The organism is Arthrobacter sp. NtRootA1 (assembly GCF_019976975.1).
GTDB lineage: Bacteria > Actinomycetota > Actinomycetes > Actinomycetales > Micrococcaceae > Arthrobacter > Arthrobacter aromaticivorans.
Window position 1 is genome coordinate 4034423 of sequence record NZ_AP024630.1, and the last position, 12182, is coordinate 4046604.

The window sequence follows — 12182 nt, forward strand, 5'->3', positions numbered from 1 at the left end:
GGAGCTTGGGCAGCCGGCGTCGGTGATGAGACACTCATCGATCTACTGAGGGTCCGCATGGTCGAAACCAGTAAGCTGGACTCGTGAGCATCCCCACCCCGTATGAAGACCTCCTGCGCGACGTCATGGCCAACGGCACGCATAAGTCGGACCGCACCGGAACCGGAACGCGAAGCGTTTTCGGCCGTCAATTGCGCTTCGACCTCGCCGAAAGCTTCCCGCTCATCACCACCAAGCGGGTCCACTTCAAATCAGTGGCAGTGGAGCTCCTCTGGTTCCTTCGCGGCGATTCGAACGTGAAGTGGATGCAGGACCAAGGTGTTTCCATCTGGGACGAATGGGCGGATGCCGACGGCGAACTCGGCCCCGTGTACGGTGTGCAGTGGCGCAGCTGGCCCACGCCCGACGGTGGGCACATCGACCAAATCTCCGAGCTCATGGCCAACCTGGCGGCCAACCCGGATTCCCGGCGACACATCGTCTCCGCCTGGAACGTCGCCGAGCTCAAGGACATGGCACTGCCGCCCTGCCATGCGTTCTTCCAGTTCTATGTAGCCGATGGCAAGTTGTCCTGCCAGCTGTACCAGCGCTCCGCGGACACTTTCCTGGGAGTCCCGTTCAACATCGCCTCCTACGCTTTGCTGACGTGCATGGTCGCCCAGCAGCTGGGCCTTGAGCCTGGCGAGTTTGTCTGGACAGGCGGTGACGTCCATATTTACGACAACCACGTGGAGCAAGTCGCCGAGCAGCTCACCCGTGAACCGTACGAGTATCCGCAGCTGAAAATCCTGCGCAAACCGGACTCTATCTTCGACTACACCTTGGACGACTTCCAAGTTGTGGGATATCGGCACCACCCCACCATCAAGGCGCCGATCGCCGTATGAGCACTCCCCCGTCCGAGAATCCTTCCCAGCTTCCCGGTGTTATCTTCACTCAGGAAACCGCGGCCAAGATGACCGGCATCGGCATGATCTGGGCCCAGACCAAATCCGGCGTGATTGGCAAGGACGGCTCCATGCCGTGGCACCTCCCCGAGGACCTCAAGCACTTCAGCCAACTGACCACGGGACACCCCGTCATCATGGGCCGCAAGACCTGGGAATCGTTCCCGGACAAGTACCGACCCCTGCCTGGGCGCACCAACATTGTGGTGACCCGCAACCCGGAGTGGGCTTCCACGCCCGAGGCCGAGGGCGCCGTCGTGGTTTCCTCGTTGGACGCAGCCCTGCTGGAATCCCAGTTCGCACCCGGTGGCCAGAAGGTTTGGATCATCGGCGGCGGCCAGATCTTTGAACAGTCGATGGGAATTGCCAACGTTGCCGTCGTCACCATCATCGATGCCGACCTCGACGGCGATACCTTCGCGCCTGAACTCGGCGACGACTGGACCTTTGATATTGCCGCGCCGCCCGAAGGCTGGCTGGCCGCCAAGAACGGCACACAATACCGGTTCACCACGTGGCGCCGGACGGAAAACTAGAAAACCAGGACATGCTCCACATGCTGAAGAAACCCGAAACATTGTTCGTGCTGGGATACATGCTGCTGCCGCTTTTCGCGCTGATCTCAGCCATTGTTGGACTGACCATGATTCTTGGCGGCAACCGCGTCGTCGGCATCATCGTCTTGATCGTGGTCACACAGGTCTTCACGTTCGGTGCGTTCTTTGCCTTGCGCAAGCGCAAAGCCGTCCTGCTGCAAGGGCCCGACGCCGGGAGCTAGCCGCGGCGGTCGGCTGACGTGACCCTGGGGCGAGTGCCGGCGTCGTGCGTTGCGCGCGTGACGTAACCAACAGCGGCTCTCCGCCGCAAAAGTTTAGACTGGGTAAATGACTACAGCAGCTAATCCGTCCGTAGGACTGGTCGGTTGGCGTGGCATGGTCGGCTCTGTCCTGATGCAGCGTATGCAGGACGAGAACGACTTCGCCAACATCAACCCGGTATTTTTCTCCACCTCGAACGCAGGAGGTGCCGCCCCTTCCTTTGCTGACGGGGCTGGCAAGCTCGAGGACGCGTTCGATATTGAGACGCTTGCCAAGCTGCCAATTATTGTTACCGCCCAGGGCGGTGACTACACCAAGCAGGTTCACGGCGAACTCCGCAACCGCGGCTGGGATGGCCTCTGGATCGATGCTGCCTCCACACTGCGCATGAACGATGACTCGATCATCGTGCTGGATCCGATCAACCGCGACGTAATCGACGCCGGTCTGTCCGGCGGCGTGAAGGACTACATCGGCGGCAACTGTACGGTCTCCTGCATGCTCATGGGCCTTGGCGGACTGTTCAAGAACAACCTGGTCGAATGGGGCACCTCAATGACGTACCAGGCTGCCTCCGGTGGCGGCGCCCGCCACATGCGCGAGCTCCTGAACCAGTTCGGCACCCTCAACAACGAGGTAAGCAGCGAACTGCAGGATCCGGCCTCAGCCATCCTGGAGATCGACCACAAGGTCCTCGCCGCCCAGCGCACTGGCGTTGACGCCACCCAGTTTGGCGTTCCGCTGGCCGGTTCGCTCATTCCCTGGATCGATGCCGACCTCGGCAACGGCCAGTCCAAGGAAGAGTGGAAGGCAGGAGTGGAGACCAACAAGATCCTCGGAACGGGCAAGGGCACCGCGGGCAAGGACCACATCGCCATGGACGGCCTGTGCGTCCGCATCGGCGCCATGCGCTCCCACTCCCAGGCCCTCACGCTCAAGCTGCGTGAAGACCTGTCCGTCACGGAGATCGAGAACCTCCTGGCCAAGGACAACGAGTGGGCCAAGGTTGTTCCAAACACCAAGGAAGCCTCCATGGCGGACCTGACTCCTGTGGCTGCCTCCGGCACCCTGGACATTCCCGTTGGACGTATCCGCAAGCTGGAAATGGGTCCGGAGTACATCAGCGCCTTCACGGTGGGTGACCAGCTCCTTTGGGGTGCAGCTGAGCCGCTGCGCCGCATGCTGAACATCGTGACGGGCAAGCTCTAGGCCCTGTCCGCGCTGTTTCGTCGTCAACCCGCTGTTCTGTTGCTGCCCAGCAACGGAACAGCGGGTTTTCCACGCTTAAGGGGTGTCTCGGCAAGTGCCTGCCTGAGATTCCGGTCAACGTCCCACGGGCGGCTGAGATCATCCCATTCGATGCGGACCACTTTCCAACCCTGAGCCTGGAGTGCCTTCTCCCGGCGTCGCTCCTGAAAGAGCACCTCATCGGTTGGTGCGTAATCGAAGTACTTGGCCCGGCCGTCAAATTCCAAAATCACCTTGTTTTCCGGCCAGCCGAAGTCTCCTCGGTACCGACCGAGGGGTGTATCGACTTCGAGCTGAAGCACCGCTCCGTGGATCCCCAATTTGCTCAGGAGTGCGCGCGTCCGGGTTTCTCCCACGGATTCCGAACGTGCATCCATTGCGTCGAGAACCCGTCGCAAGCGTCGTGCACCTCTTGTGATTTTGCCAGTGTCCACATAGTCATGCATCAAAAGCGGATCAGCGCCCCTGCGAACAGCTTGGTCTGCGATCACCAATGCCCGTTCAAAATCCAGGGTCCGTGCACAGTCCACAACAGTGCGCTCAAGGCTCGTAACTTTGACGGGTCGTCGCCACGGCGCCTGCAGCTCAACGATCTCCGCGGACTCCAGTGGAGCACCGTGCGCCGATACATCTTCCCCGGAACTCGCCTGAGCTGGCCAAAACGGCGTGGTGACGTGCACCAGTGGGCCACCATCCCAGGGTGAGCACCCATGTAGTCGCGCGGCACTCAGATGGCTGTAGATGCTCGCGACGCGTGACCCGCTCTGATGTGCCTGGATCCTCAGCATGTCCTGCTCCCAAGGACTTCGTCCGCGCCAGTCAGCGGCACGGGCATACACGCCGCGTCTTAGCCTGATCAGCTTTCCCGATCGCACACCCGCCGTAAGCACCCGGTCGCCGAGACCACTCTCGGCGAGATCCGCTGTCACGGCGATGATGTTATCCGGCCAGTTCCCGGCGATCAGGGCGTCAAGTTTTTGTGGTTTCATGGGGTCCATCGTGCGTCTGCCGTGGGCCTCGCGGACAGCCCTTCAAGGGCGTATGTGGACAACTACGGCCTGTCGGCCCTGGACACTCCAAGCCGCAGCTGTCAGCACAGCCCTGCCCTGTCGATGCCCTGCCACCTGACAACGTCGCGGGCCCGCTAAACCGTTGTTGGGCAACAACTTGGAAGCGGGCAAGCCACGGGAATGCGGGCAAGCCACGAGAATGCGGGCAAGCGACGGGTTTCCAAGCGCAGCCCTGCCCTGCCCTGCCCCGCCCTTGCCCTGCGCCACAAAGGCCTGGCACCTAACAACGTCGTGGGCCCGCTAACCCGTTGTTGGGCAACAACTTGGAAGCGGGCAGGCAACGAGATCGCGGGCAAGCGACGGATTTCCGAGCGCAGCCCTGCCCTGCCCTGCCCTGCCCTGCCCTGCCCTGCGCCACAATGACCTGCCAGCTAACAACGTCGTGGGCCCGCTAACCCGTTGTTGGCCAACAACTTGGAAGCGGGCAAGCCACGAGAATGCAGCAAGCAACGGGGTTCCAAGCCGCAGCCGAGCCCTGCCCTGCCCTGCCCCGCCCTTGCCCTGCGCCACAATGACCTGCCAGCTAACAACGTCGTGGGCCCGCTAACCCGTTGTTGGCAAACGACGCAGGAGCGGGCAGGCAACGAGATTGCGGGCAAGCGACGGATTTCCAAGCGCGGCTCGGCCCTGCCCTGCCCTGCCCCGCCTTGCCCTGGCCACAAGGGCCTGCCCCCTAGCAACGTCGTGGGCCCGATAACCCGTTGTTGGCCAACAACTTGGAAGCGGGCAGGCAACGAGATTGCGGGCAAGCGACGGGTTCCCCAGCCCCCAGCACCCGGCCCCCAGCGCTCAGCCCGCCATGAACTTCAGGTAAGCCCGCCCCTGCGCTTGGAACGAACGCTCCGCGGCCGGGCCCAGCTGCCCTTCGAAGGGCTCGGGAACAACGCCGGGCGCCTTGCCGTTGCCCGTCCTGGCCCACGTGCCCACCACTTCTCCCCCGGCCACGATGATTCGTTTGAACACTCCGTTCCTGCCCGGCACTACCATTTCCGCGTGCTCGGGCGCAAGGACCAGGCTTCGGTCCTGGTAACCGAGCAGGAACTCATCGAAACCAGGAAGAGCCAGCAACCCCCGCGAACCGGGGACGCCGTCGTCGAGCAGTGCTGCTGTTTCAGGCGAAAGCCAATAGCTGGTATCGCCGAACGGCAGCTCCACCAGTCGATCCTGAACCGAGGCGAGGGCCTTGCGCGCTTCCGTGAGGGGCACCTGGCTCCACCAGGCGAAGTCCTTCACCGTCGCGGGTCCGTGGCTGCGGATGTAACGGAAGAGGAGCTCCGCAATTCCTTCCTCGCGATCAAGGTCCCTGGAGTCCTTGATCCACTCGTCGAAGGGCACAAACAACTGTTGGACACCCACCTTGCCGCGTGAACCAGCCATGGGGCCTTGGACGAGCCACGCACGCTGGCACAGGCTTCCAAGCAGATGGATGCCACGCTGGGCCTTGGTGATCTGGCCGGCTTCCTCGAAGGCGTCAAAGAGTTGCTCGCGCGTGGCCCCACGTCCGCCGTCGGCAGTGTTGAGGGACTCAAACGTCTTCAGCGCGATGTCCCGACAATGGCTGATGTCCTCGGCGGTGATGCCAAGCTCCCGATGCCGGCCTGCCACCATGTTCATGAGTCGTGGGCTGGTGATTCGCAGGATCCAGCGGAGATCCTCGGGTGCCAGTAGATGCAGTGTTCCCCGCATTGGCCATGACCGGACTATGGTTCCGGAGTCAAGGGCTGCGCGGACGTCGGATGCTGCAGATCCCGGGACGCGCTGCCCCACGGCCCACAGCGCGGATCCGAGGTCCTGCGCCTGCATGGCTGTCATCCAGCGAACGGCATCAGGCACGGCGGCAAGACCACCATTCAGGAGTCCCTGGCTAGCGAGCCGCAGGCGGCCCATAACTCGCGGAGTGATAGCGGCAGGACGCGCTTGGGGTGCAGGCATGCTCCATCCTAAAAGCGCCCAGCCGGTACAGGGAACCTTGCAACACCTCCCAGCAGCCTTCCAGCACAGTTTCCTAGGATGGACGCATGCTCTTTGGTGATCTTGCTCCGCTTGTGCGGCCGCTCAGCAGATGGTTGGCTGCGGCTGGCTGGTGCTGCACCGTCGTCGGGCTTGGAACGGGACTCGTTGTGGCCGTCGGTACCGGGGTCAGCCTCACGCCGGCCATGCAAGTGATCCAGATGGCGGGGCTGGTGGCGACTGCCACTGCCGCTTTGCTCATAGGTTCCGCAGCCGCTATCCAACCTGTTGCCGATCCCGGGGACGACGCCCCGGAACCCTGGTTCTACCCCGCGGCTGCAGCACAAGTACGCAGCTTCCTGCTTGGTGCCATCGTGATGCTCCTGGGCCTGGTTGGCTTCGCCATGGCAGGGCTCTTCATGCCTAGCGGCCCTTCACCCCAAAGTATTGCCTTCAGCCAGATCTTCCTACTGGGATCAGTGAGTTGCGGGCTGACCTTCCTGCTACTCAACAAAGTCCTGCCCATCGCGGCACGACGCACACGCTAAGCCCACGGCGGCGCGCTGTGTCGCGCTAGAGGGAAACGCCAATCAGCAAGGGTTCAGGGTGCAGCTCAATGCCGAAGCGATTCACGACGCCGGCACGCACTTCGCGCGCGATAGCCACCATGTCCGACGCCGAGGCCGAGCCGCGGTTGGTGATCGCCAAGGTGTGCTTGGTGGACAAGGATGCCCTGCCACCGGAAACACTGCTTTCGTCGAGTCCGAAACCCTTGCCGAATCCTGCGTGATCGATGAGCCAGGCAGCGGAAAGTTTTACTAGTCCGTCCTCGCCTGCCGGGTACTTCGGCGCGTTCTCCGGCAACCCTGCGGCGCGTTCGGCAGGGATGATCGGGTTGGTGAAGAACGAGCCTGTGGAGTAAGTGTCCCGGTCTGCGGCGTCCAAGACCATGCCTTTGGACGCGCGGAGCCGGAGGACTTCCCGGCGGACATCGTTGGAGTAGGCACGTTTGCCGGCTTCCACGCCCAGCACGCGGGCGAGTTCACCGTACCGGATGGGGGCGCTCATTCGCCCCAGCGGCAATTGGAATTCAACAGTCAGCACGACGTAGCGCGGGGAACCTTCCACCGTGGTCTGCTTCAGGATGGAATCGCGGTAGCCAAACTTGAGTTCTGAGTTCGTGAATGTCTGAACTGCATTGCGTTGCCGGTCCCAAGTCCGCACGGCGGCGATGGTTTGCGAGACGTCCGCGCCGTACGCGCCAACGTTCTGTACGGGCGTGGCACCTGTGGCCCCCGGGATGCCGGACAGAGCTTCAAGCCCGGACCACGCATGCAGAACCGAGTACTCCACCAGCGCGTCCCAATTATGGCCGGCCTGAACTACCACGGACACACCGCCACAGCTGTCTTCCGAGTCCACGGTGAAGCCTTCGGACGCTATCTTCAGGACCGTGCCGGGGTAGCCGTCGTCCGAGATCAGGAGGTTGGAACCCCCGCCAATGATGAGGAGTTTCTCCCCCACAGCGTCAGCCGACCGCACGGCGTCGATGATTTCGGCCTCAGTGCGGGCCTCTACATATTTTCCTGCCGGGCCGCCGACGGCAGCTGTGGTCAGGTCGGAAAGCAGCGTCTGGGTCACCAATCAAGCCTAACGGGGAATGAAGTGCTCACTTGATTCAAGAAACCTTAACGACTGCTTGGGACTTCATGAGGACCTTCTGCCCGGCGGCTACAACGGTGAGGTCGATGCGCACGGTGCCGGCCTCGGCGTCGAGGGCTCCCACTACCCCGGTGACATCGATAACAGCACCGGCCTCGTCCGTTCCGGTGGTGTCAGCCACCAGGACCGGCTTGGTGAAGCGCGTCTGGTAATCGACGACGGCGGCGGGGTCCCCTGCCCAGTCGCTGACCAGCTGCACTGCCGAGCCCATGGTGAACATGCCGTGGGCGATCACGCCGGGTAACTCAACAGAGGTCGCAAAAGCTTCGTTCCAGTGGATCGGGTTGAAGTCCCCCGAAGCGCCGGCATACTTGACCAGGTCCTGGCGGGTGACCTCAATGCTGCGGGTGCCAATTTCCTGGCCTACCGTCAGTTCTTCAAATTTTGGGCTCATGGTTACTGTCCCTCTCCGCGGACCAGGATGGACGAGGTGGTGGTGGCTACTTTTTCACGGTCATCGTTGCCGTCGAGGGCGAAAATCTCTGAACGCGTTGTGATCATCGCGCCGCCGCCCATGGCCCGTACCCCATCAACGTGCAGTTCAGCCACGAGGCGGTCCCCGGCCACAATGGCGCGGTGATGGGTAAAGCGCTGGTCCGCGTGCACCACGCGGGAGAAATCGATGCCGGACTCGGGGTCCTCCACAAGCTGGGCGTCGGCGCGCTGGGCAACAATGATGGCAAACGTCGGCGGGGCTACAAGATCGCTGTGCCCCATGGCCCGTGCTGTCTCAACGTCGAAGTGCGCGGGATTGCTGGCCTTCACGGCCTTCGCAAATTCGCGGATCTTCTCGCGGGAGACGTCATAAACCTCTGCGGCAGGGTAGCTTCGGCCCTGCAGGTCCGGATTGATACTCATGGTCCAACCCTATCGGGCCAGCGAGCCTACGGTGGTGTTGCGACTACTTCTTGTAGCTCTTGCGGATCTTCTGGCCCCGGACTACGAGCCCTGTGACGTGGAGCAGCAGCCCGACGCCAATCACGGGCAGTGATGCAATGGCCAATCCCTGGTTGCCGGTGGTGTTTCCGGCAATGGAAAGGATGAGTCCGACGGCGATGAGCCCCATGGCGCTGAAAACCAGCGTTTTGTAGGCGGTGGAGGAGGTGGCCCAGAATTCGTTCAGCACCGTCCAAGTCTACCGGTGCGCGTTGCGGGGCCCGCTCTGCGCCCCAAAACCCAGGAATAGTGCGCACAGCAGGCCCCACAAGGAGTTAGAACAAAGAATCCTGCAGTGCGGGGATTTCCGTGACGTGGGCGCCGAACTCGATCTTTCGTCCTTTCAACGCGCCCAGGTCTGCCACGAAGCTACCCTCCACCTCGTTTCCCTCGGCATCCGGGAGGCCAGCCAAGGCGATAGCACCGGAAAGTGAGTGGACCCGCAGGCCATGCCCTCCGCCGTCGAACGCTGCCGGGTACGGGTGGCGCGAAGAACCGGTGGCACGAACGGTGCAGAGCCGGTCAGCCAAGGCCGGCCGCTCCCACTCTTCCTCCACAAGGGCGAATCCGGTCATGGCAAGTCCGCCCAGCAAGCCACGCACCTGCGCGGCATGCCGGCGATTGGTGGCAACAAGCTCGACGCCGGGGCGCGGCTCAACGAGCGACGCCGCCTTAGCAGCGGAACGGACCTGCTGGACGAGTCCAAGCTCGCGGGTCACAAGGTCCTCGAGCACTCGAACAACCCGGCCGTCCTCGGCGAGGGCAACATAGGAAGCCTGAACGGCACCCTGCTCTGCCAGCCGGTTCCACTTGCGCGGCGCCGAGGCAGTCCCGACCTTGGTTGCCCCATTGGCGAACGTTGCAACGTACAGCCAGTGTGGCTGCATGAGGTAAGCGCGAAGACCCGCGGGCACAGAGCCGCCCCGGTGGAAGTCATGCATGAGCCGGGAATCGTCCCGGGCAAAGCAGGCCCCGCACTGCTTTCCCCGCTCGGCTGGGGAACCGCTGCGGCAAGGAACATGGGTACGGTTGCCCGGCCCGTGGACCTTGGTATGGCCAAGGCACCACCCCGGGCATGACGCGCAGGCCCAGGGTTGAACCCGGGGCCAACGCAACGTCAGTGAACTCCCCATCCGGCGACAACAACTTCAAAGCCGGTGATGAAGAGTCCCAAGCTATGCCGTGGACCAGCATGGCTACAGGGAGGGCTGAACCCCGAAGGCAACTGCGAGCTTCATGATCTTCTCGGCGCGGCCAAGGCGTGGGAGGTCCGAACCATCGCGGATGACCCGGCCGTTGGCTTCGAAGTCGCTCATGAAGTCGGTAGCCCAGGCAACGTCCGACGGAGTGGGGCTGATGACCTCGTTGATCACGGTGGTTTGGTCGATGGCCAGGCACAGCTTGCCGGTCATGCCCATGGTTACCGTGATACCGGTCTGCTCGCGCAGGATGGGGTGGTTGGTGCCGACCGTGGGGCCATCGATGGGGCCGGGCAGGTTGCCCACGCGGCTGGCTACGACGAGCTTGGCACGCGGGTAGGCCATGGCCTCGGGGGTGGCGGCCATGCCGGTGTCGCGGCGGAAGTCACCGGAACCGAAGGCCAGGCGGAACGCACCCTGGGCGCGGGCAATGTGGTTGGCTTCCTCGATGCCGAGGGCGGACTCGACCAGTGCAATCACGGGAGTCTTGCCGTCCATGCGGTGGTAGGACTCCGTCACCTGGTCCGCGGACTCAGTCTTGGCGAGCATCACGCCGAGCAGGCCCGGGGTGCCGCGCAGGCCGGCGAGGTCGTCTGCCCAGAACGGGCTGGTGGCATCGTTGATGCGAACCCACGCCTGACCGCCGGACCTCAGCCAGTTCACGACATTCTCGCGCGCCGCGTCCTTCTGGGAGGGGTCAACGGCGTCTTCGATGTCAAGGATGATGGCGTCTGCCCGTGAACCCGCGGATTCGTCAAAAAGCTCCGTCTTCATGGCATTCACAAGGAGCCAGGAGCGGGCGATGTCGGCGGGAATGTTGCGGGTAGGCCGAATGGATTCGGCGGCGATGCTAGACGTCATGTATCTACCGTATCCGCCCGGCGGCCCGCAAGGCGAAGAAATCCGCCCGGTTGTGAGGATCAATACGAACTAAATCCCTTATGACTGTGCCCGCGCCCAGTATGACCGGCCGACGGCGGCAGGAACCATTCGTTTTCAACGCACCACCCGCCGTGAGTCATTGACCTTAACACAGTCTTCATCAAGCTCAACGCTGCGACTTTGTGTCCGTCGATTGCAGTTCATGGCTTCGCGTTGCCCGCTGTTTCACACCATTTCCCGCGGTTTCCCAGCGTGACCGCGGCGCTTTCCACGGGCCACGTGGATGGGCTTACATCGTTCCCAAGCCGGTGAACGTACGGCTCTCCAACTAACAACTTGCACTCGAAAGTAGCTCCCATGAAACTGCACCTGCCCCTGCTGAGCGTCGCGGCCGCCGTCGTACTAGCGCTGACGGTGTCCGGCTGCGGCGGTGCAGCCGAAGCCGGACAAGCCAACCAAAGCACGGAGGTCAAAGAACTCCGCTACCAAGGCTCAGCCAACAACGTGACCTTCCCCGAACTTGCCGCAGACCTCGGATACCTGCGCGACCTGAAACTGAACTGGGTGGGCAACACCACCAGCGGACCCCAGGACATCCAATCCACAGCCACCAACCAGACCGACTTCGGTGGCGCTTTCTCCGGAGCGGTGGTGAAGCTGATCGAAGCGGGCGCCCCGGTGAAGGCCGTGGTCAACTACTACGGCTCGGATGAGAAGACCTTCAGTGGCTACTACGTGAAGGCAGACAGCTCCATCAAGGGACCCCGTGACCTGATCGGAAAGAAGATCGCGGTCAACACACTGGGCGCCCACCACGAAGCGGTCATCAACACATACCTGACGCGGAACGGTCTCAGCCAGGACGAGATCAAGCAGGTCCAGCTCGTCCCCTTGGCTCCGAACGACACCGAGGAAGCCATCCGCCGCGGGCAAGTGGACGCGGGAACTCTGGGCGGCGTCCTGCAGGACAGGGCCATTGAGGCTGGCGGACTACGTTCGCTGTTCAGCGATGTGCAGTTGTTCGGAAACTTTGCAGGCGGCCAGATCGTGCTCCGGAACGACTTCATCGAAAAGAACCCGAACACCGCCCGCACCTTCACTACCGGCGTTGCCAAGGCCATCAAATGGGCGGCAGAAACACCGCGCGACGAAGTCATTGCCCGCTTCACCAAGATCATCGAAAACCGCGGACGCAATGAGAGCACAGCCAACCTGAAGTTCTGGAAGAGCCCTGGTGTTCCGGACAGCGGCGTGATCAAGGACGAGGACTTTACCCGGTGGGAGGCGTGGCTGAACTCTGCCGGGATCGTGAAGGACAAGCTCACGCCGGCCAAGTACTACACCAATGAATTCAACGATCTCGCCAGCGCCACGAACGGCACAACTACTAACGCAGCCAAGAAGGGATAG

At 62.7% G+C, this 12182-nt stretch carries 15 protein-coding genes; 7 read left to right on the forward strand and 8 right to left on the reverse strand.

The features are described from left to right. Positions 1–83: 83 nt before the first annotated feature. From LDN90_RS18345 to asd, 4 genes are all read left to right on the forward strand, one after another. Positions 84–887 carry a thymidylate synthase gene (locus LDN90_RS18345; RefSeq protein ID WP_223946575.1) on the forward strand — a complete coding sequence of 268 codons (804 nt, stop codon included), beginning with the start codon at positions 84–86 and terminating at the stop codon, positions 885–887. Continuing rightward, complete coding sequence (locus LDN90_RS18350) at positions 884–1483, forward strand: dihydrofolate reductase (protein ID WP_223946576.1); 600 nt, start codon at positions 884–886, stop codon at positions 1481–1483. The genes LDN90_RS18345 and LDN90_RS18350 overlap by 4 nt, the downstream gene beginning before the upstream one ends. Positions 1484–1503: 20 nt before the next feature. Continuing rightward, positions 1504–1725, forward strand: coding sequence for an NF038396 family protein (locus LDN90_RS18355; RefSeq protein ID WP_223946577.1), 222 nt, complete (start codon positions 1504–1506; stop codon positions 1723–1725). A gap of 106 nt (positions 1726–1831) precedes the next feature. Further along, positions 1832–2974, forward strand: a complete 1143-nt coding sequence (gene asd / locus LDN90_RS18360; protein ID WP_223946578.1) for an aspartate-semialdehyde dehydrogenase — start codon at positions 1832–1834, stop codon at positions 2972–2974. A gap of 23 nt (positions 2975–2997) precedes the next feature. On the opposite strand, the gene LDN90_RS18365 is transcribed toward asd, so the two are convergent. Both LDN90_RS18365 and LDN90_RS18370 read right to left on the reverse strand, forming a co-directional pair. Further along, a complete protein-coding gene (locus tag LDN90_RS18365; protein WP_223946579.1) occupies positions 2998–4002 on the reverse strand; it encodes a type IV toxin-antitoxin system AbiEi family antitoxin domain-containing protein in 1005 nt (334 codons plus the stop codon). Positions 4003–4872: 870 nt separating this feature from the next. Next, entirely contained in the window at positions 4873–6015 is a 1143-nt protein-coding gene (locus tag LDN90_RS18370) for a winged helix DNA-binding domain-containing protein (protein ID WP_223946580.1), read from the reverse strand. A gap of 86 nt (positions 6016–6101) precedes the next feature. Between LDN90_RS18370 and LDN90_RS18375 the strand changes: the two genes are divergently transcribed. After that, on the forward strand, positions 6102–6581 hold the full coding sequence (locus LDN90_RS18375; RefSeq protein ID WP_223946581.1) for a hypothetical protein: 480 nt from the start codon (positions 6102–6104) through the stop codon (positions 6579–6581). Positions 6582–6606: 25 nt separating this feature from the next. Here the strand turns inward: LDN90_RS18375 and LDN90_RS18380 are convergent, their stop codons facing one another. The 5 genes from LDN90_RS18380 to LDN90_RS18400 all read right to left on the reverse strand — a co-directional run bounded on the left by LDN90_RS18380 (position 6607) and on the right by LDN90_RS18400 (position 9632). After that, a complete protein-coding gene (locus LDN90_RS18380) occupies positions 6607–7674 on the reverse strand; it encodes a UDP-N-acetylmuramate dehydrogenase (RefSeq protein ID WP_223946582.1) in 1068 nt (355 codons plus the stop codon). 37 nt (positions 7675–7711) lie between these two features. After that, entirely contained in the window at positions 7712–8149 is a 438-nt protein-coding gene (locus LDN90_RS18385; protein WP_216925049.1) for a MaoC family dehydratase, read from the reverse strand. A 2-nt stretch (positions 8150–8151) separates the two neighbouring features. After that, positions 8152–8613 carry a MaoC family dehydratase N-terminal domain-containing protein gene (locus LDN90_RS18390; protein ID WP_216925048.1) on the reverse strand — a complete coding sequence of 154 codons (462 nt, stop codon included), beginning with the start codon at positions 8611–8613 and terminating at the stop codon, positions 8152–8154. A 43-nt stretch (positions 8614–8656) separates the two neighbouring features. Beyond that, entirely contained in the window at positions 8657–8881 is a 225-nt protein-coding gene (locus tag LDN90_RS18395) for a DUF3188 domain-containing protein (RefSeq protein ID WP_216925047.1), read from the reverse strand. Between the two features lie 85 nt (positions 8882–8966). After that, positions 8967–9632, reverse strand: a complete 666-nt coding sequence (locus LDN90_RS18400) for a DUF2797 domain-containing protein (protein WP_223946583.1) — start codon at positions 9630–9632, stop codon at positions 8967–8969. Between LDN90_RS18400 and LDN90_RS18405 the strand changes: the two genes are divergently transcribed. Further along, positions 9627–9770: a hypothetical protein gene (locus tag LDN90_RS18405; RefSeq protein ID WP_223946584.1), complete on the forward strand. Its 144-nt coding sequence runs from the start codon at positions 9627–9629 to the stop codon at positions 9768–9770. The genes LDN90_RS18400 and LDN90_RS18405 overlap by 6 nt on opposite strands. A 117-nt stretch (positions 9771–9887) precedes the next feature. Here the strand turns inward: LDN90_RS18405 and LDN90_RS18410 are convergent, their stop codons facing one another. Beyond that, a complete protein-coding gene (locus tag LDN90_RS18410) occupies positions 9888–10751 on the reverse strand; it encodes a CoA ester lyase (protein ID WP_216925045.1) in 864 nt (287 codons plus the stop codon). Positions 10752–11129: 378 nt separating this feature from the next. On the opposite strand from LDN90_RS18410, the gene LDN90_RS18415 reads away from it, so the two are divergent. After that, entirely contained in the window at positions 11130–12182 is a 1053-nt protein-coding gene (locus tag LDN90_RS18415) for an ABC transporter substrate-binding protein (protein WP_223946585.1), read from the forward strand.